At 65.1% G+C, this 17904-nt stretch carries 23 protein-coding genes; 12 read left to right on the top strand and 11 right to left on the bottom strand.

The genetic code is table 11. From position 1 onward, the window contains the following. The first annotated feature begins 96 nt into the window (after positions 1 to 96). A complete protein-coding gene (locus CIT39_RS27090; RefSeq protein WP_094977275.1) occupies positions 97 to 675 on the top strand; it encodes a collagen-like domain-containing protein in 579 nt (192 codons plus the stop codon). 69 nt (positions 676 to 744) lie between these two features. Here the strand turns inward: CIT39_RS27090 and CIT39_RS27095 are convergent, their stop codons facing one another. Together CIT39_RS27095 and CIT39_RS27100 are read right to left on the bottom strand one after the other, a co-directional pair. Beyond that, positions 745 to 966 carry a hypothetical protein gene (locus tag CIT39_RS27095; protein ID WP_094977274.1) on the bottom strand — a complete coding sequence of 74 codons (222 nt, stop codon included), beginning with the start codon at positions 964 to 966 and terminating at the stop codon, positions 745 to 747. Positions 967 to 1064: 98 nt separating this feature from the next. Further along, the gene (locus tag CIT39_RS27100; RefSeq protein ID WP_094977273.1) at positions 1065 to 1331 is read right to left on the bottom strand and encodes a DUF2277 domain-containing protein; all 267 of its coding nucleotides are present in this window, start codon (positions 1329 to 1331) and stop codon (positions 1065 to 1067) included. A 129-nt stretch (positions 1332 to 1460) separates the two neighbouring features. Here CIT39_RS27100 and CIT39_RS27105 point away from each other — a divergent pair, with 129 nt between their 5' ends. The 4 genes from CIT39_RS27105 to CIT39_RS27120 all read left to right on the top strand — a co-directional run bounded on the left by CIT39_RS27105 (position 1461) and on the right by CIT39_RS27120 (position 4153). Continuing rightward, the gene (locus tag CIT39_RS27105; protein ID WP_094977272.1) at positions 1461 to 2537 is read left to right on the top strand and encodes an alpha/beta fold hydrolase; all 1077 of its coding nucleotides are present in this window, start codon (positions 1461 to 1463) and stop codon (positions 2535 to 2537) included. A gap of 151 nt (positions 2538 to 2688) precedes the next feature. Next, complete coding sequence (locus tag CIT39_RS27110) at positions 2689 to 3042, top strand: hypothetical protein (RefSeq protein ID WP_094977836.1); 354 nt, start codon at positions 2689 to 2691, stop codon at positions 3040 to 3042. A gap of 43 nt (positions 3043 to 3085) precedes the next feature. After that, positions 3086 to 3499, top strand: coding sequence for a DoxX family protein (locus CIT39_RS27115; RefSeq protein WP_094977271.1), 414 nt, complete (start codon positions 3086 to 3088; stop codon positions 3497 to 3499). A 51-nt stretch (positions 3500 to 3550) separates the two neighbouring features. Beyond that, on the top strand, positions 3551 to 4153 hold the full coding sequence (locus CIT39_RS27120) for an MSMEG_1061 family FMN-dependent PPOX-type flavoprotein (RefSeq protein WP_094977835.1): 603 nt from the start codon (positions 3551 to 3553) through the stop codon (positions 4151 to 4153). A 129-nt stretch (positions 4154 to 4282) separates the two neighbouring features. Here CIT39_RS27120 and bfr read toward each other — a convergent pair whose 3' ends face one another. From bfr to CIT39_RS27135, 3 genes are all read right to left on the bottom strand, one after another. Next, on the bottom strand, positions 4283 to 4771 hold the full coding sequence (gene bfr / locus CIT39_RS27125; protein ID WP_027529403.1) for a bacterioferritin: 489 nt from the start codon (positions 4769 to 4771) through the stop codon (positions 4283 to 4285). 131 nt (positions 4772 to 4902) lie between these two features. After that, positions 4903 to 5175, bottom strand: coding sequence for a (2Fe-2S)-binding protein (locus tag CIT39_RS27130; RefSeq protein WP_094893810.1), 273 nt, complete (start codon positions 5173 to 5175; stop codon positions 4903 to 4905). A gap of 161 nt (positions 5176 to 5336) precedes the next feature. Continuing rightward, positions 5337 to 5618, bottom strand: coding sequence for a hypothetical protein (locus tag CIT39_RS27135; protein WP_094977270.1), 282 nt, complete (start codon positions 5616 to 5618; stop codon positions 5337 to 5339). Positions 5619 to 5754: 136 nt separating this feature from the next. Here CIT39_RS27135 and CIT39_RS27140 point away from each other — a divergent pair, with 136 nt between their 5' ends. Further along, positions 5755 to 6078: a hypothetical protein gene (locus CIT39_RS27140; protein ID WP_162308707.1), complete on the top strand. Its 324-nt coding sequence runs from the start codon at positions 5755 to 5757 to the stop codon at positions 6076 to 6078. Between the two features lie 238 nt (positions 6079 to 6316). Then, positions 6317 to 6601: a hypothetical protein gene (locus tag CIT39_RS27145; RefSeq protein WP_091966137.1), complete on the top strand. Its 285-nt coding sequence runs from the start codon at positions 6317 to 6319 to the stop codon at positions 6599 to 6601. 79 nt (positions 6602 to 6680) lie between these two features. Here the strand turns inward: CIT39_RS27145 and CIT39_RS27150 are convergent, their stop codons facing one another. After that, positions 6681 to 7907, bottom strand: a complete 1227-nt coding sequence (locus tag CIT39_RS27150; RefSeq protein WP_094977268.1) for a lytic murein transglycosylase — start codon at positions 7905 to 7907, stop codon at positions 6681 to 6683. 7 nt (positions 7908 to 7914) lie between these two features. Continuing rightward, positions 7915 to 9564 (bottom strand): energy-dependent translational throttle protein EttA, encoded by a 1650-nt coding sequence (ettA, locus tag CIT39_RS27155; protein WP_094977267.1) that lies wholly within the window; start codon positions 9562 to 9564, stop codon positions 7915 to 7917. 232 nt (positions 9565 to 9796) lie between these two features. Between ettA and CIT39_RS27160 the strand changes: the two genes are divergently transcribed. Both CIT39_RS27160 and CIT39_RS27165 read left to right on the top strand, forming a co-directional pair. After that, positions 9797 to 10012: a hypothetical protein gene (locus CIT39_RS27160; protein ID WP_094977266.1), complete on the top strand. Its 216-nt coding sequence runs from the start codon at positions 9797 to 9799 to the stop codon at positions 10010 to 10012. 130 nt (positions 10013 to 10142) lie between these two features. Continuing rightward, entirely contained in the window at positions 10143 to 11105 is a 963-nt protein-coding gene (locus CIT39_RS27165; protein ID WP_094977265.1) for a D-2-hydroxyacid dehydrogenase family protein, read from the top strand. A gap of 58 nt (positions 11106 to 11163) precedes the next feature. Here CIT39_RS27165 and CIT39_RS27170 read toward each other — a convergent pair whose 3' ends face one another. Further along, entirely contained in the window at positions 11164 to 12372 is a 1209-nt protein-coding gene (locus tag CIT39_RS27170) for a L,D-transpeptidase family protein (protein WP_162308708.1), read from the bottom strand. Between the two features lie 321 nt (positions 12373 to 12693). Here CIT39_RS27170 and CIT39_RS27175 point away from each other — a divergent pair, with 321 nt between their 5' ends. After that, complete coding sequence (locus CIT39_RS27175; RefSeq protein ID WP_094977263.1) at positions 12694 to 13500, top strand: hypothetical protein; 807 nt, start codon at positions 12694 to 12696, stop codon at positions 13498 to 13500. A 232-nt stretch (positions 13501 to 13732) separates the two neighbouring features. Here CIT39_RS27175 and sseA read toward each other — a convergent pair whose 3' ends face one another. From sseA to CIT39_RS27190, 3 genes are all read right to left on the bottom strand, one after another. After that, entirely contained in the window at positions 13733 to 14584 is an 852-nt protein-coding gene (sseA, locus tag CIT39_RS27180) for a 3-mercaptopyruvate sulfurtransferase (RefSeq protein WP_094977262.1), read from the bottom strand. A 160-nt stretch (positions 14585 to 14744) separates the two neighbouring features. Continuing rightward, positions 14745 to 15158 (bottom strand): rhodanese-like domain-containing protein, encoded by a 414-nt coding sequence (locus CIT39_RS27185; RefSeq protein WP_094977261.1) that lies wholly within the window; start codon positions 15156 to 15158, stop codon positions 14745 to 14747. A 133-nt stretch (positions 15159 to 15291) separates the two neighbouring features. Continuing rightward, positions 15292 to 16467, bottom strand: coding sequence for a vWA domain-containing protein (locus CIT39_RS27190; RefSeq protein WP_094977260.1), 1176 nt, complete (start codon positions 16465 to 16467; stop codon positions 15292 to 15294). Positions 16468 to 16590: 123 nt separating this feature from the next. On the opposite strand from CIT39_RS27190, the gene CIT39_RS27195 reads away from it, so the two are divergent. Beyond that, positions 16591 to 16836, top strand: coding sequence for a GlsB/YeaQ/YmgE family stress response membrane protein (locus CIT39_RS27195; RefSeq protein ID WP_018318587.1), 246 nt, complete (start codon positions 16591 to 16593; stop codon positions 16834 to 16836). 95 nt (positions 16837 to 16931) lie between these two features. After that, the gene (locus CIT39_RS27200) at positions 16932 to 17774 is read left to right on the top strand and encodes an AAA family ATPase (RefSeq protein ID WP_027529387.1); all 843 of its coding nucleotides are present in this window, start codon (positions 16932 to 16934) and stop codon (positions 17772 to 17774) included. Positions 17775 to 17904: the final 130 nt, after the last annotated feature.

Consider the following 17904-nt stretch of genomic DNA (forward strand, 5'->3'; position numbering starts at 1 on the left):
ATTGATGTTGATCAAGCGTGGCGAGCTGTCCGGGCGGAATTGCTGCTGTCGTCAAACGCCGCTAAGTAGCTTGCTTCCGGACAAGGGAGCAGCGGCGTGGCAGACGAACAGAAACGGCAGGGATCTCAGGGGCCGCGCGGACGGCAGGGCGAGCCGGGACGGCCGGGACCGCAGGGTCATCCGGGCCGCCGCGGACCCGATGGCGCGCGCGGCAAGCCGGGGCCGCAGGGCAAGCCGGGGCCGCAGGGCAAGCCGGGGCCGATCGGAAAGGCGGGACCGCAGGGCAAGTCCGGTCCGCAAGGCAAGCAGGGCGAGGTCGGTCCGCGCGGGGCCGCCGGCGCGCAGGGACCTGCCGGAGCACAAGGACCTGCCGGACTGCAGGGGCCGGCGGGACCACAAGGCCCGCGCGGCGAGGCGGGGCCGGCCGGTCAATTGCCCTCGATCGAACAGGTGCTGCCGTGGCTCGATCAGCTGTTCGACGCCTGGGACGAGCGCCGCCGCCAGCGCGAGCGCGACGCCGCCGAACGCGAGGCACTGGAGGCCGCCGAGCGCGCCGCGCTGGAAGCCGCGGTGCGGGAGACCGACGAGGACATGGTCGACGACGAGAGCGACGACGCCGAAGGCGACGAGCACAGGAAGAAGAAGAAAAAGAAGAAACACGGCTACAAGGATTAGTGGCTTTCCCGTGCCCCGGACGCAGCGCAGCGCCGACGCGCGGCAACACGTCCGGGACACGCTGGAGCATCAAGACCTGTTGGTGGAATCGTCCTTGTGCGGCAGCATGCCCATGCGCTCGAACTGCCAGCGCATGGCGCGATACCAGAGATAGCCGACCGCTGCGCCGCACAAGGCCAGGATCACCACGTTCGCGCTCGAGAACGAGCCGCTCCACCACATCATCCACGCGGTCCATAGCAGCGTGAAGACGATGGCACCTGCTTTCAATGGAAGAAGGGGGCGGCTCATGGTCCTGCTCCGGGCTGTCAAAAACCCCGGCAGACATCATCGCAGAGCGTGGCGCCTCATTCCGTGAGCCAGATCACGGAACGCGAAGCCGCAGCCCTCTAGCCAAATCGCAACCGCGAGCGCTCCCTGGCCCTTTCCGCCTCGACCTCGCGGTCGCGCGCCGGCGCATGGGTGTGCAGCGAGGTCAGGAGATGTCGCGCGGCCTGCGAGACCTCGGCCACTGCGCGCTCGAACGCCGCCTCGTTGGCCTGCGACGGCCTGTTGAAGCCGGACAGCTTTCGCACGAACTGGAGCGCGCTGGCGTGGATCTCGTCCTCCGTCGCCGGCGGCTCGAAGTTGAACAGCGTCTTGATGTTGCGGCACATGCAGGGGCCTCTTCCGGATGTTTCCTTGAAGACGATCGACGGAGCCGAAATCCTACATCCGTCCGCGCAGTTCTGCTAAGTTCCGCCGCAACGCGGCCGCCGACCATGAGCCGCACTGGGGAGAGAAACATGAAGGCTTGCTACGCCGCATTGTCAGCTGTCGTCCTGACCTTTTCGACGCCGGTTTTCGCCGCCGATTATCCGACACCCAGGCAAGGCGACTGGATCGCCAAGGACTTCAAGTTCCACACCGGCGAGACCATGCCGGAGCTGAAGCTGCATTACACCACGGTCGGCGAGCCCTCGGGCCAACCGGTGCTGGTGCTGCATGGCACCGGCGGCTCCGGCACCGGCATGCTGGGGCCGACATTCGGTGGCGAGATGTTCGGTCCGGGACAACCGCTCGATGCCGCCAAATATTACATCATCCTTCCTGATGGCATCGGCCACGGCAAATCGTCGAAGCCCTCCGACGGGATGAAGACGGGTTTCCCGAAATACGATTACGACGACATGGTCGAGGCGCAGTATCGCCTGGTGACGGAAGGCCTCGGCGTCAAGCATCTGCGGCTCGTGATCGGCAATTCGATGGGCGGCATGCACACCTGGCTGTGGGGCGAAAAATATCCGAGCGCGATGGACGCGCTGGTCCCGATGGCCTCGCAGCCGACCGAGATGGCCTCGCGCAACTGGATGATGCGGCGGATCATGCTCGACACCATCCGCAACGATCCCGACTACAATGGCGGCAATTACACCAGCCAGCCGCGCATGATGAAATACGCGGCCACCGCCTATGGCATCGCCAGCATCGGCGGCACGCTGGCCTATCAATCGCAGGCGCCGACCGCGGCCAAGGCCGACAAGATCGTCGATGACCGGCTGGCGACGCCGATCACGGCGGACGCCAACGACTTCGTCTATCAATGGGAGTCCTCGCACGACTACAATGCCGGCGAGAAGCTCGAAGCCATCGAAGCATCGCTGCTGCTGATCAATTCCGCCGACGACGAGCGCAACCCGCCCGAGACCGGCGTCACGGACGCGGCCATGAAGCGGGTCAAGAACGGCCGCCTCTATTTGATCCCGGCGAGTGCCGAGACGCGCGGCCACGGCACCACCGGCAATGCGAAATTCTACAGCGAGCAGGTCCGGCAATTGCTGGAGATCACGCCGCAGCGAACGATCGAATCGGCACGCCGCTGATTTTGCATCGCATCATGTGCGAAGCACCCACGCCGCATATTTTTTGAGCATGCAATGCTCTGATGGCTCGGGCTTAATCGGAGCCAGCGATGCGAGTCGACGCGCGGGTCAATCGCGCGCGATCGGCAAGACACGCGACGAGGAGGATCCCATGCGCAGGCTCGCACTGTGCGTCTGGCTGTCCGCAACGACGGCGCTGACCGGCGCCGCGTTCGCGTTCGACAACGGACAATATGATCACGTCCCGCCCGACATCCGCGCATGGTTCAAGAGCGTGATCGCGCCGAACGGTGTACCCTGCTGCGACGTCTCCGACGGTCATCGCACCGACTACGATGTGCGCGGCGGCGCCTATTGGGTGCCGATCGATGGGCAATGGATGGAGGTTCCCGAACGCGCCATCATCCGCGATCGCGGCAATCCCGTTGGCCAGGCCGTCGTGTGGTACGTCCACCACCGTGGCGCCATCATCATCAGCTGCTTCGTGCCGGCGGACGCAGTCTAGCGCGCACGATGGCGCCTTCGATCCGCGCGTGCTAGTTTGAGGGATGGCGTCCGAACCCGACCGCAGGCGCGCGGTGATGCGCTTCGCTCTTGCCGCGCTCTACATCGCTGCCGGGTTTGCGCATCTGGCCGTCCCTGACAAGTTTCTCGCGATCGCGCCGTCGTGGGTTCCGTTCCCGATAGAGGTCATTCTCGTCACCGGCGTTTGTGAGATTGCGGGCTCGATCGCATTGCTGACGACGCCGCTGCGCTGGTGGGCAGGCGTGGCGCTCGCGCTCTATGCGCTTTGCGTTTGGCCGGCCAACATCAAGCACGCACTGGAGGGTATCGACGTTCCGCCCATCCCCAACAGCTGGCTTTACCATGGACCGCGCCTGGTGCTTCAGCCCGTGCTGATCTGGTGGGCACTCTACTGCGCCGACGTGATCGCATGGCCATGGCGGCGACAAAGGGGATAGCGGGGCGGCCGGAGAATGATAGTCTCGGCACGGTCAATCAAGGAGACCTTCGTGACCCAGCTTTGCCCCGAAGACCTCGCCACCATCTATGCCGAACCGAGCCCGCGCGTGATCGCGAAAGCGCGGCCCGCGATCGATGCGCACGCGAAGAAGTTCATCGAGATGTCGCCGTTCTGCGTGCTCGCGACATCGGGCGCGGACGGTAGCGTCGATGCCTCGCCACGCGGCGGCGGCACCGGCTTCGTCCATGTCGCCGGTCCCAACCAGTTGCTGATGCCGGACCGCTCCGGCAACAACCGGATCGACAGCTTTCGCAACGTCGTCGAGGGCTCGGGCTTCGTGCATCTGTTGTTCTTCGTGCCCGGGATCGACGAGACGCTACGTGTCGGCGGACGCGGCACGCTGTCGGCCGATCCGGATCTGCTCGCCGCAATGGTCGAATTCGGCAAGCCGCCGCGCGCGGTGCTCAACGTCGCCGTCAGCGAGGTCTATTTCCACTGCGGCAAGGCGCTGATGCGCTCGAAGTTATGGTCGCCCGAGAAAGTGCAGCGCTCGGTCATGCCCAGCATCGTCACTGTCGTTCACGAGCAGACCGGCCTCGGCGAGCCCGCGAGCCAGGAGGCCGTGGAAGAGATCTACAAAACGCAGTTGTAGGTGGTGCGTGGTCCCGCGCACGAACGTCATGCCCGGGCTTGCCCCGGGCATCTACGTCTTCGTTGTGCGGCAACACGTAGATGGCCGGGTCAAGCCCGGCCATGACGAATGGAGGGAGCGGGCCGGAGCTCAGTGCCCCTCGCCCTCCAGCCCGCCGACGTGCTTCTGGGTGTAGAGCTCAAGGCCGATGCGGCCGATCAGGTCGAGCTGGGTCTCGAGGAAGTCGATGTGGTGCTCCTCGTCGCTCATCAGCTTCTCGAACAGGTCACGCGTGACGTAGTCCTTGACGCCGTGGCAGTAGGTCGCCGCTTCCTGGTACAGCGCACGCGCGCTCATCTCGGCGGCGAGGTCGCACTCGATGATCTCCTTGACGTTCTGGCCGATGCGCAGGGGATCCAGCACCTGCATGTTCGGGAAGCCGTCGAGGAACAGGATGCGCGCGGTGAGCTTGTCGGCGTGCTCCATCTCCTCGATGGACTCCTTGCGCCAGACCTTGGCCATGTCGAGGAGGCCCCAATTGTCGAGGAAGCGGTAGTGCAGCCAGTACTGGTTGATCGCAGTCAGTTCGTGACGCAGTGACTTGTTGAGATAGTCGATGACTTTTGCGTCGCCCTGCATGGTTCACTCCAGCTCTTGCAGTCCAAATCGGCCTGACCGAATTTAGAACGCTTCTAAGTCAGTTTACGAATGAGGGCAACTGGCTACACGGACGCAGCCGGGGGAAAGCTCAGCCGTGGCTGGCGTAAGAATCAGCAGGCCGCGAGGGCGAACTGGGCGGGCTCGGCCGCCTCGTCGTTGGCGGCTACGGTGTGGTTATGCGGGCAGCCCGAGCAACAGGACTGGGCGCAGGGGCCGAGGGCTTCGTCGATGATGGTCTTGATCGTCCGCGCGCAGCGACCGCATTCGGCGCTGCAGCCGAGGCATCCATAGACCTGCTTGGCATGGCGGACGGCGTCGTCGGACTCGGCGACGGCGGCGCGGATGTCGTCATCGCTCAGCACGTTACAGGAACAAACGATCATGGAAGCGGCGGGCCCTTCGGTGATGCGCCATCATCGATATTTAACGGGCCGGCCGGATGCAAAAGGAAAAAGCGGTATTTGAAGCTATTCCAAACTGGCCCGGAAACAGCCTAGAACGGCTCTAAATTTCAGCGTTGCGCTGGGTCAAGATTGGAGCGGATCTAATCGCCGCCGCCTCCGCAATCGCCGCCACCACCGCCACTATCGCTGCTGGAACAGCTGCCGCCGTCGGTCGAGCTGCCCGAACTGTCACTGGAAAACCAGCTTCCCAGCGAGAAGCCGTCATTGCTGCCCGAAGAGGTGTCGCCGCTGCTGCTGCCATCGCCGCCCGCCCCCGCGCGGGAGCGCCGCTGGCCGCGATTCTGGAGATGGGTGATCAGGCCGTAGCCGATCGCGGACACGACCCCGGCAGCAATCAATGCATTGACCATCGCGTTGCCCATTGTCGTCTCCCCGGCCCGAGCCTGCGGTCCATATCGATTGGTCGCCCGCCACGAATGTGCCGTTCATTGATCATTCAAACGAAGTATGGAACTCTGCCCCAAAGGTTCCCGCGCGCTCGTACGAAAGGTCCGGCCCATGAAGAAGTTGCTCCTGACGGTCGCCGCCGTCGCCTCCCTGGCCGTTGCGGCCGGAACACCCGCCCATGCCCAGCGTGGCGTCGCGGCGGGCGTGGCGGCAGGCATCATCGGCGGCGCCATCGTCGGCGGCGCGCTGGCCTCTCCGTATTATTACGGACCCGGCCCCGGCTATTACGAGCCCGGCTACTACCCGCCCCGCTACTATGCGCCGGGCCCGGGCTATGTCGCCGACGGCTACTACGGCGGCGGCTGCGTCTGGCAGAAGCAGCGCTTCTGGGACGGCTATGCCTGGCGCGTCCGCCGCGTCAGAGTCTGCGGCTGAGGCGACCTGAACCGGTCCATCGCGACCGCTTCGGCCGACCGGTTCACGGCGGATGTGCCGTTCATCTCCGGGCCTGAAAAAGACCGCTTTTTCTCGTCACAGCTCCGTGTGCGTTTACCGTGGGTTGACCAATTGCGCGCTTCCTAGCTGCACGGCCAATTCCACCAGCGTGTGTGTGAACCTTTGAAACCCGGGCGCCTCTAACAAGAGGAACCCATCTCCCAGGAGAGCCAAAAGCATGAAGAAGACTTTAGTTGCCGCCCTCACGGTCGCGACGGTCGCCGGTTCGCTGGTGACCGCCACTCCGTCCGCGAAGGCGCATGACGGTATCGGCGCAGGTCTCGCGGCCGGCCTGATCGGCGGCGCCATCGTCGGCGGCGCCATCGCGTCGAGCCGGCCCGCCTATGGCGGCCCCGTTTACGTCGCCGAGCCCGGCCCGCCGCCCCCGCCCTGCTATTGGCAGCGTCAGCGTTATTGGGACGGTTACGGATGGGTCGTTCGCCCGGTTCGCGTCTGCTACTGATCTGATCGCACCGGCGCTCGTGAGCGCCGCGATCGAAGCCCGGCCGAACATCTCGGCCGGGCTTTTCTTTGCTCCCGCGCTATCGCGCCGCCTGGATCGCGCGCAGCACCTCTTCGCTCGGCCAGCAGTCGACCTTGAGGCCCGCCGACTTCTGATAGGCGCCGAGCGCGGCGCGCGTCTGCATACCGGCTTTGCCGTCGATCTTGTCCTTGTAGAGCCCGGCGCGCGTGAGCCCACGCTGCATCGTCTCGACGTCTTTCGTGCGCAATTGCTTCGAGGCCGCCCATGGCGTTGCAAACGGCAGTGGGCTCGTCATGCGGTCGGCCAGGTGCCCGACGAACAGCACATAGAGGTCGGAGAAATTGTATTCCTTGATGACGAAGTAGTTCTTGGTGGTCAGGAATGACGGGCCGTAGATGCCTTCCGGCTGCAGCAGCGAGGCCGGCTGCGCCTGTTCGGCGGCGCTCAGCTTCTGGCCGCGCACCGGCACGAAACCTTCGCGCAGCCACTGTCCGATCGGCTTCGTCACCTCGGGCACGCCGGCGGTGCAATCGACCTTGGTCGGCGCCTGCACCTCGTAGGCCCAGCGCACGCCGCTCTGCCAGCCCTTGTTGACGAGCTGCTGCGCGGCCGACGCCAGCGCATCCGGCACCGAATGCCAGATGTCGATGCGGCCATCACGATCGAAATCGACACCGTGCTTGTAATATTCGGATGGCAGGAACTGCGTGAGCCCTGTGGCACCCGCCCAGGACGAGCGCATGTCCTTGCGCGTCACCACGCCTTCACTGAGGATCTTCAGCGCGAGGATGAACTCGGTGCGGTATTGATCCTTGCGGCGCCCGACATAGGCCTGCGTCGCCAGCACGCGGACCAAATCGTAAGGCAGCGTGTAGCGGCCGTAATCGGTCTCGCGGCCCCAGATCGCGAGCATCACGGTCGCGGGCACGCCGGACTTGTTCTCGATCTCGCCCAGCGAGGCGCGATATTTCTGCAGCAGCCGTTGCCCCTCGCCGGCAAGCCGCGCGATCGAGGCTTCCTTGACGTAGTCGGCAGGCACTTGAACGAACTCGGCCTGCGACGGCGCACCTAGCGCGGGGCGGCCGGGCAGGATCAGATCGGGCAGCTTGTAATCCGGCTCGAGCCCGCGCGTCTGTTCGTCGAACGTCCTGCGCGAGACGCCTTCAGCCTGCGCCTCAGGCCAGAGCGAGGCGATGAACTGCGTGAAGGCGGCATCGGCCGCACGGGCGGACGACCAGCCGCAGGTGACCACGATCACCGCAGCGATGAGCGCCCGCCGCATCATGCCGCCGTCACCGCGTCAGCTTCTTGTACTTCACGCGATGCGGGATGACGCTGTCCTGGCCGAGCCGGCGCATCTTGTCCTTCTCGTAATCCTGGAAGTTGCCTTCGAACCATTCGACATGGCTGTCGCCTTCGAAGGCCAGGATGTGGGTCGCGATACGGTCGAGGAACCAGCGATCATGGCTGATGATGACGGCGCAGCCGGCGAAATCCTCCAGCGCCTCTTCGAGCGCACGCAGCGTGTCGACGTCGAGGTCGTTGGTCGGTTCGTCGAGCAGCAGAACGTTCGAACCCGACTTCAGCATCTTGGCGAGATGTACGCGGTTGCGTTCACCGCCCGAGAGCGCACCGACCTTCTTCTGCTGGTCGGCGCCCTTGAAGTTGAACGCCGAGCAATAGCCGCGCGAGTTCACTTCCTTCTTGCCGAGCAGGATCAGCTCGTTGCCGCCGGAAATCTCTTCCCACACGTTCTTGTTGCCGTCGAGCGCGTCGCGCGACTGGTCGACATAGCCGAGATGCACGGTCTCGCCGACCGTGATGGTGCCTGAATCAGGCTGCTCCTGCTTGGTAATCATCTTGAACAGCGTGGTCTTGCCGGCGCCGTTCGGTCCGATCACGCCGACGATGCCGCCGGGTGGCAGCTTGAAGGTGAGATTGTCGATCAGGAGGCGATCGCCAAAACCTTTGCTGAGATCTTCGAAGTCGACCACGTTGGCGCCGAGCCGCTCGGCGACCGGAATGATGATCTGCGCGGTCTGGGTCTGCTTCTCGCTCGCCTGCTTGAGCAGATCCTCGTAGCGCTGGTAGCGCGCCTTGGACTTGGCCTGGCGTGCCTTCGGCGACGAGGCAACCCATTCCTGCTCGCGCGCGAGCGTCTTCTGGTGCGCGGCGTCCTCGCGGCCCTCCTGCTCCAGCCGTTTCTGCTTCTGCACCAGCCAGGACGAATAGTTGCCTTCGTAGGGAATGCCCTTGCCGCGGTCGAGCTCGAGAATCCAGCTCGTGACGTTGTCGAGGAAGTAGCGATCGTGGGTGACGATCAGGATCGCGCCGGGATAGTTGCGTAAGTGGCCCTCCAGCCACGACACGGATTCCGCATCGAGATGGTTGGTCGGTTCGTCGAGCAGCAGCAGCTCTGGCTGGTCGAGCAGCAGCTTGCACAGCGCGACGCGGCGGCGCTCGCCGCCGGAGAGTTTCGTGACGTCGGCATCGTCGGGCGGGCAGCGCAGCGCGTCCATGGCCTGGTCGACCTTGCTGTCGAGATCCCAGAGGCCCTGGGCCTCGATCTCGTCCTGCAGCTTGGTCATCTCGTCGGCGGTTTCCTCGGAATAGTTCATCGCCAGCTCGTTGTAGCGATCGAGGATGGCCTTCTGCTTGGCGACGCCCAGCATGACGTTCTCGCGCGCGTTGAGTGCCGGATCGAGATGCGGCTCCTGCTCGAGATAGCCGACCCGGGCGCCTTGGGCGACCCAGGCCTCGCCGTTATACTCCTTGTCGAGGCCAGCCATGATCTTGAGCAGCGTCGACTTGCCCGAGCCGTTGACGCCGAGCACGCCGATCTTGGCGTCCGGGTAGAACGACAGGTGGATGTTATCGAGCACCTTGCGGGTCGGGTAGCTCTTGGTCAGGCCCTGCATGAAATAGATGAACTGGCGCGCCATGGGTCCCGTGACACCTTCAATTTGAGGAGATTTGCTGCCGCCGATGTAGCGATCCCGCCCCCAAAGGGCAATGTTTTCCGTCCGTTCACCACGGATGAATACGGAACGGACACCATCCGGGCCAGATCCGGACAATTGAAACCATCTTTTAATCAATCAGGCCGAATGCTCGGTCTCGCGCGGCAACAGCGCCACCCGCTCAGAACAAGCGGGAGCACAGCGAGACAGCGTCATGGCTCTGATCGACACCCATTCACTTCCTGTTCCGGCCGAAGCCGGCAGCTCCTCTGCGCTCGGCTCGGAGATCAAGGGGTTCTTCAAGCGCTTCTTCGCCACCGCCTTCAATCCCTACCGGCCCGAACTGCACTACATGCGCGGCCCCGGCCCCGCCTGGCGCGCCAAGCACGGCATGAACGCGCCGTTCCGCCTGAAGCCCCGCGACCTCTGAACCATCTCCTGCTATCGGAGTTTTGAAGGCGCGAGCGGCTTGCGCGCCGTCCTGATTGCGCGCAACCATGGCCTGGTTTCGACGATGGCGCCCGCCCAGCGCCGTTCCCTCTCGCCATGGATGACCACCGATGAGCCGGCTGCGCTGTGCAATTCTCGACGACTATTTCAACCTCGCGCTCGACGTCGCTGACTGGCAGAAGCTGTCCGACCGCCTCGACGTCACCGTGTTCAGCCATCCCTTCGCCTCCGAGCAGGCCGCGGCCAGCGCGCTGGCCGATTTCGACATCATCTGCGCGATGCGTGAGCGGACGGCATTCCCGAAGAGCCTGTTCGAGAGCTTGCCGAAGCTGAAGCTGCTGCTCACGTCAGGCATGCGCAATGCCGCGATCGACATGGAAGCTGCGAAGGCGCGCGGCGTCACCGTCGCAGGCACGCAATATTCGCGCGATCCAACCGCACCGCTCACCATGGGCCTGATCCTGGAGCTGACCCGCGGCATCGGCCGCGAGAACGCGCGCATGCATGCCGGCGAGCCCTGGCAGACCTTCGCCGGCGTCGAGATCGAGGGCATGACGCTCGGCATCGTCGGGCTCGGCAAGCTCGGCAGCAGGATGGCCGGGATCGCCAAGGCGTTCGGCATGAACGTGATCGCCTGGAGCCCGAACCTCACGCCGGAGAAATGCGCAGGCGTCGGCGTCGGATATGCCACCAAGGAGGAGCTGTTCGCCAAGGCCGACATCGTCACCATCCATGTGGTGCTGAGCGAGCGCTCGCGCGGGCTGGTCGGCGCTGCCGATCTGGCGCGGATGAAGCCGACGGCCTTTCTCGTCAACACCGCGCGCGGGCCGATCGTGGACGAGCAGGCGCTGCTGGAGGCGTTGCAGCAGCGCAGGATCGCGGGCGCCGGCATCGATGTGTTCGCAGTCGAGCCGCTGCCGGTCGACCATCCCTTCCGCAAGCTCGACAACCTCGTGCTGACGCCGCATCTCGGCTACGCCACCGAGGACGGACTGCGCATCCATTACGGCCAGATGGTCGAGGCCATCGACGCCTTCACAGGGGGCGGCGAGTTGCCGCGCAAGCTGGCCTGAATCGACGAAGGGCGCGCCGGTGGCACGCCCTTCGCAATTCTGAATTGTAGGTCGAGGCTTAGCGCACGGTGACCGGTGCGGGCAGCGGCGGCACCACGGTCGGCTGCGTGCCCGGGACCGGGCCGGCCTGCGCGGCCATCGGAGCGGGACCGGGAGCAGCGCCCGGCGCGGGCGCAGCGGAGGCGGTCGCCGTTCCCGGCGGCGGACCACCGGGCAGCACCACCACGCGGGTGCCGACCTTGACGCGATCGAACAGGTCCGAGACGTCCTCGTTGAGCATGCCGATGCAGCCGGACGAGACGAACTTGCCGATGGTCGAGGGCTGGTTGGTGCCGTGAATGCGGTAGACGGTCGAGCCGAGATACATCGCGCGGGCGCCGAGCGGATTGCCGGGGCCGCCGGCCATGAAGCGCGGCAGATAGGGCTGGCGCTCGATCATCTCGGTCGGCGGATGCCAATCCGGCCACTCGGCCTTGCGGGTGATCTTTTGCACGCCGGTCCAGGTGAAGCCGTCGCGGCCGACGCGGACGCCGTAGCGGATCGCACGGCCGCCTCCAAGCACGTAATAGAGATAGGTGTTGGGCGTATCGACCACGAGGGTGCCGGCGGGCTCCTTGGTCTGGAACGAGACCTCCTGGCGGCGCAGGTTCGGCGGCAGCTGTGCCGGCGCAGCGTCGGGCTGCTCCTCGGGCGGCAGCGAAGCGACCGTAATCGGCCGGCCATCGGCACCAACCGGCGGCTGCCCGGCCTGGACCGTTCCGGTCGCGGCGGGACCAGCCACGGCCTCCGGCGGACGCAGGCCGTCATCAGCAGGGGCCTGTCCCTGTTGGCCCGGACGATTGGCATAGATCACCGGCGGCGGACCGGCGGGGCGGCCGTAGCGGGGATCGTCGGGCGACATCACGGGACCCTGCGGCGGCGCGGCCGAATAGACCGGCGGAGCGCCAGCCGGACGGCCATAACGCGGGTCATCCGGCGACATCACCGGCCCCTGCGACGGCGCGGCCGAGTAGACCGGGGGAGCGCCGACCGGGCGGCCATAGCGCGGATCGTCGGCCGGGCCGGGCGGCGGCAGCGAGGCCTGCGGCAGCGCGTCGTCGTCATCTTCCAGCGCATCGAAATTCGGCGCACGATCGCCGGGCCGGTATTCGGCCGGGGCGCCGTAGCTCGGTGCCTGCTGGACCGGGTAGCTCTGAGCCTGTGCGAGCGAGGTTCCCGCCGCAGCGACTGTTGCGGCAGCGCATATCGTCAGAAAATGTTTGATCATCATCGCTCTTGCAGTGTCCCCGGGCCCGTCAGGACCGTTACCGGCCAGATGGCCGAAGATAGCGGCACATTCAAGACATATCAGGCTTATTTGCGCGGGACTTGCCGATTTGTGATCCGCAAGACTACCGTTGCCCCGTTGCATCACGGGGCGGAAATCAGCTCATGGCGTCAATTGCCGCAGTCTTCGCCTCCGAATTTAAGGGAACGGCTCGGAATCGTTGCGGTATGTTCGAATCAGCCTGATTCGCCGCCCATTTTAGCTCCCGATCCCCGCGCGGCGAACGCGGCAAGCAGTACCGTCACCGCGTTCAGATGGCTCATGAGCCCTGGCTACTTCGCCGCCGGGGCGGAAATTCGCAATCCTTCGATGCTTCCCGGCTTTCGCTTCCTGTTTGCCGCGATCCTGCTCTCATCCTCCATCCTGGTGTTCGGCCTGGGCGCCGCCGCACTGCTGCGCGCGAGCCATGAGCAGTATGTCAGCAACCCCTCCTGGCGGAACGGCCCGCAGGAGCAGATGTTCGCGCAGGCTCCCGAGCCCGCCCAGCCGGTGTTAGCGGTTTTGCGAGCGGAGCCGGAAGCGGCCGAGCCCGAGCCGTCACTGCGCGACCAGGTGCCGACCATTGGACTGCCCGGAAGCGAGCCCGAGCAGATCGCCGCGCTGACGACCGAGACTCAGTCTCCGGCCGCCACACCTCCGGCCGACGTCACGGTCGCCGAACCGGCCAGCTCCGAGACGGCGACGGAGGCCGCTGCGCCGGCACCCGCCGATACGCTCACCCCGGCCGACACCACGGCGTCGATCCCCGCGCCCGAGCCTGCCGCGACCGCCGGCGAGCCGGCGCCGGCGGACAGTGCGGCGCTGGCCTCCTCCGCACTCGACGTCGCCTCGGCCAAGCTGGCCGCTCTGAACGAGCCGGCGACGACGGCCGTGAAGGATGCGCCGGCGAAGGCCAAGGCTGAGAGCAAGGCTGAGAGCAAGGCCGACGACAAGGCGACCAAGAGCAAGGCGAAGGCCAAGAAGCGGCATCGCGTGGTGCGACGTCCGCCCCCTCAGCAGTTGCAGCAGCAGCTCGATCCGTTCGGCCAGCCGCAGACCTTTGCGACGACGACCACGCGCACGCGGTGACGCGCCTTCTTCACCTCTCCCCGCTTGCGGGAAGCGATGTCGCTTGTGGCAATCCTTGAGACGCCCGCCGTTGGCGGGCCCCCAGGATGAGGACCGAGTGCGCGGCACTGGTTTCAACGAGCACCGATGCTGCTTCGCCTCATCCTGAGGAGACCGCGAAGCAGTCGTCTCGAAGGACGAGGCGTGCGCTCAAGGCGTGCAGAGCGCGAGGAAGCGCACCATCATCGTGGGCTCACGCCGCCCCGATCGCGATGGCTGGGCCGCCCTCCCGGCCCCATTCCGACCAGGAGCCGTCATAGAGCGCGGTGTCGGCGATCCCCAGGCGATACAGTGCGAGCGTCAGCACGCCGGCCGACACGCCCGAGCCGCAGCTCGTCACGATCGGCGCATCGAGCTTGACGCCGGCGCTGGTGAAGGCAGCACGCAGATCCTCGAGCGGCTTCATCTCGCCGGTCGCGGCGTCGAACAGCTGATTGTAGGGCACGTTGCGGGCGCCGGGGATGTGGCCGGAGCGAATGCCCGCCCGCGGCTCGGGCGCGCGGCCTTCGAAGCGGTCGGCGGCGCGGGCGTCGATCACCTGTTCGGCACGGCTTTCGACGTTCGCGATCAGCTGTTGCATGCTGCGCACGCGCTTCGGATCGTAGCTCGCCTTGAAGCTCGCGGGTTTCGGCCTCACCTCGCCGGCCTCGACCGCTCGCCCTTCGGCGCGCCACTTCTTCAATCCGCCATTGAGGATACGCACGTTGTTATGGCCGAAGGCCAGGAACATCCACCACGCGCGCGGCGCTGCGACCCAGCCGCCGGCATCGTAGAGCACGACGGTGTCGGCGTTGGAGATGCCGAGATTGCCGATGTCACGGCCGAACTGCTCTGCGCTCGGATACATGTGCGGCAGCGGGTTGGAATGGTCCGACACCGCATCGACGTCGAAGAACGCGGCGCCCGGCAGGTGCGCGGCGAGATAGTCGTCCTTCGGCAGCGGCAGCACGCCCGGCAGCTTGAAGCTGGCGTCGAGGACCTTGACGTTGGCGTCGTTGATATGGGCGGCGAGCCATTCGGTGGAGACGAGGGGATCGGTGGTCATGCAGAATTTTCCTTGTCATTCCGGGGCGTGCGTAGCACGAACCCGGAATCCATCGTGCGGCAATATTGGTGGATGAATGGATTCTCAGGTGCGCAATTGCGCACCGTAGCTCGCGCTACGCGCGCCCCGGAATGACGGGTGGAGAGAGCGGTGCGCCCCCTCACCCCTTCTTCTTCGGCTCCCACTTCTCCGTCGGCCCGCCGGCATCGCGCCAGGCGGCGTAGCCGCCTGCGATGTGGGCGACGGGCTTGAGGCCCATGTCCTGCGCGGTCTTGGCCGCGAGCGCCGAGCGCAAGCCCCCGGCGCAGTGGAACACGAACTTCTTGTCCTCCTGGAACACCGGCTTGGCATAGGGGCTCTGCGGATCGATCCAGAATTCCAGCATGCCGCGGGTGCAGGAGAACGCACCGGGGATGCGGCCGTCGCGCTCGATCTCGCGGGGGTCGCGGATGTCGACGATGACGACGTCGCCGTTCCTGGAGATCTCGATGGCGTCCTTGGCGTTGAGCGTCTCGATCTCGGCATTGGCCTCGTCGATCAGCGCCTTGATGCCGCGGGTGATGTTTTGGGGCATTGGGTCTTCCCTTCTCTTTCGTCATTCCGGGGCGATGCGCAGCATCGAACCCGGAATCCATTCATCGACGAATATTGCGGCCCGATGGATTCCGGGTTCGCGACTTCGTCGCGCCCCGGAATGACGGCGGGAGCTAGTGCGTCAATTCCTTCATCGCACCTTCAAGCCCTTCAATCGTGATCGGATACATCCGGTTCGCGAAGATGCGCTTGATGATGGTGGTCGATTCCGAATAGTCCCAATGCTTCTGCGCGACCGGATTCAGCCACACCGCATGCGGATAGGTGCGGATGATGCGGTCGAGCCAGACCGAGCCGGGCTCCTCGTTGACGTGCTCGACCGAACCGCCGGGCACCATGATCTCGTAAGGCGACATCGAGGCGTCGCCGACGAACACGATCTTGTAGTCGTGCGGATATTTGTGCAGCACGTCCCATGTCGGGGTGCGGTCGGTGAAGCGGCGCTTGTTCTGCTTCCACACGCCTTCATAGAGGCAGTTGTGGAAGTAGAAATACTCCATGTGCTTGAACTCGCTCTTCGCCGCCGAGAACAGCTCCTCGACCTGCTCGATATGCATGTCCATGGAGCCGCCGATGTCGAAGAATACGAGCAGCTTCACCGCATTGCGCCGCTCGGGACGCATATGCACGTCGAGATAGCCGTGATTGGCGGTCTCGCGGATGGTGGTGTCGAGATCGAGTTCATCGGGGGCACCGGTGCGCGCGAATTTGCGCAGCCGGCGCAACGCCACCTTGATGTTGCGGATGCCGAGCTCGACATTGCCGTCGAGGTCCTTGAACTCGCGCTTGTCCCAGACCTTAACGGCGCGGTTGTTGCGGTTCTTCTCCTGGCCGATGCGGACGCCCTCGGGATTGTAGCCGTGGGCGCCGAACGGCGAGGTGCCGGCGGTGCCGATCCACTTCGAGCCGCCCTGGTGCCGCCCCTTCTGCTCCTCGAGGCGCTTCTTCAGGGTTTCCATGAGCTTGTCCCAGCCCATGGCCTCGATCTGCTTCTTCTCTTCCTCGCTGAGGTACTTCTCGGCGAGCTTCTTCAGCCACTCCTCGGGGATCTCCGCCTTCTCCATGGCGTCGAGCAGGTTTTCCAGCCCCTTGAACACCGTGCCGAAGACGCGGTCGAACTTGTCGAGGTTGCGCTCGTCCTTCACCAGCGAGGTGCGCGACAGATAGTAGAAATTCTCGACCGAATAATCCGCCAGATCGGCGTCGAGCGCCTCGACCAGCGTGAGGTATTCGCGCAGCGTCACGGGGACCTGCGCATCGCGCAGAGAGGTGAAGAATTGCAAGAACATAAGTGACAGATTGCCCGTCGGGGGACGAACGTCAAGGGGCGGAGACCGCCGCCGGGCGCTGGACCGGGAAGCTTTTTGCTCTAGAATTGGGGCCCTCACGGGGTTGTTTTGGGGACGTTTGCAATGGGAATTGTCGCAGCACTCATCATCGGCGCGATCGCAGGCTGGCTTGCGGGCAAGATTGTCCACGGGGCGGGATTTGGACTGATCGGCAACATCGTTGTCGGCATCATCGGCGCGCTGGTCGCAAGCTGGGTGTTGCCCCAGCTGCACATCCAGCTCGCAACGGGCACGGTCGGCGCCATCGTGGACGCCACCATCGGCGCGGTGATTGTGCTCGTCATCCTTTCGCTGATAAAACGGGTCTGAAAGCCTGACCGAACCAGGAACGGCCGCCGCGAGCGGCCGTTCCCTTGTCGCGACCGGGGCCGCACCTCGCGCCGACGATTACCCAAGGACACGCAATGAAATTTACCGGCACCAAGGACTATGTTGCGACCGACGATCTCAAGGTCGCCGTCAATGCCTCGATCGTGCTGGAGCGCCCGCTGCTCATCAAGGGCGAGCCCGGCACCGGCAAGACGGTGCTGGCCGAGGAAGTGGCGAAGGCGTTGAATGCGCCGCTGCTGACCTGGCACATCAAGTCCACCACCAAGGCGCAGCAGGGCCTCTACGAATACGACGCGGTGTCGCGCTTGCGCGACAGCCAGCTCGGCGATGCGCGCGTGTCCGACATCAAGAACTACATCAAGCGCGGCAAGCTGTGGGACGCCTTCGCGGCCGAGCAGCGCCCGGTGCTCCTGATCGACGAGATCGACAAGGCCGACATCGAATTCCCGAACGATCTGCTGCTCGAGCTCGACCGCATGGAATTCCATGTCTACGAGACCGGCGAGACGATCAAGGCGAAGCAGCGCCCGATCATGATGATCACCTCCAACAACGAGAAGGAGCTGCCGGACGCTTTTCTCCGCCGCTGCTTCTTCCACTACATCAAGTTCCCCGACGCCGACACCATGGGCCGCATCGTCGACGTCCACTTCCCCGGCATCAAGAAGCGTCTGGTGGAAGAAGCCTTGCGCATCTTCTTCGAGGTGCGCGAAGTGCCCGGGCTGAAGAAGAAGCCCTCGACCTCGGAGCTTCTGGACTGGCTCAAGCTGCTGCTCAACGAGGACATGAGCGTCGAGCAACTGCGCGAGCGCGACCCGCGCAAACTGATCCCGCCGCTGCACGGCGCGCTGCTCAAGAACGAGCAGGACGTGCATCTATTCGAGCGGCTGGCGTTCTTGAGCCGACGGGAAGTGTAGGCGCGGTCTCTACGCGACAGGCCTCCACCGCCGCTCCAGTCACGGTGTCATTCCCCGCGAAGGCGGGGAATCCAGTACGCCGCGGCTTCTCGGTTCAACCATAACCATCTCTGGAATACTGGATCGCCCG

The organism is Bradyrhizobium symbiodeficiens (genome assembly GCF_002266465.3).
In the GTDB taxonomy this organism is placed as follows: domain Bacteria; phylum Pseudomonadota; class Alphaproteobacteria; order Rhizobiales; family Xanthobacteraceae; genus Bradyrhizobium; species Bradyrhizobium symbiodeficiens.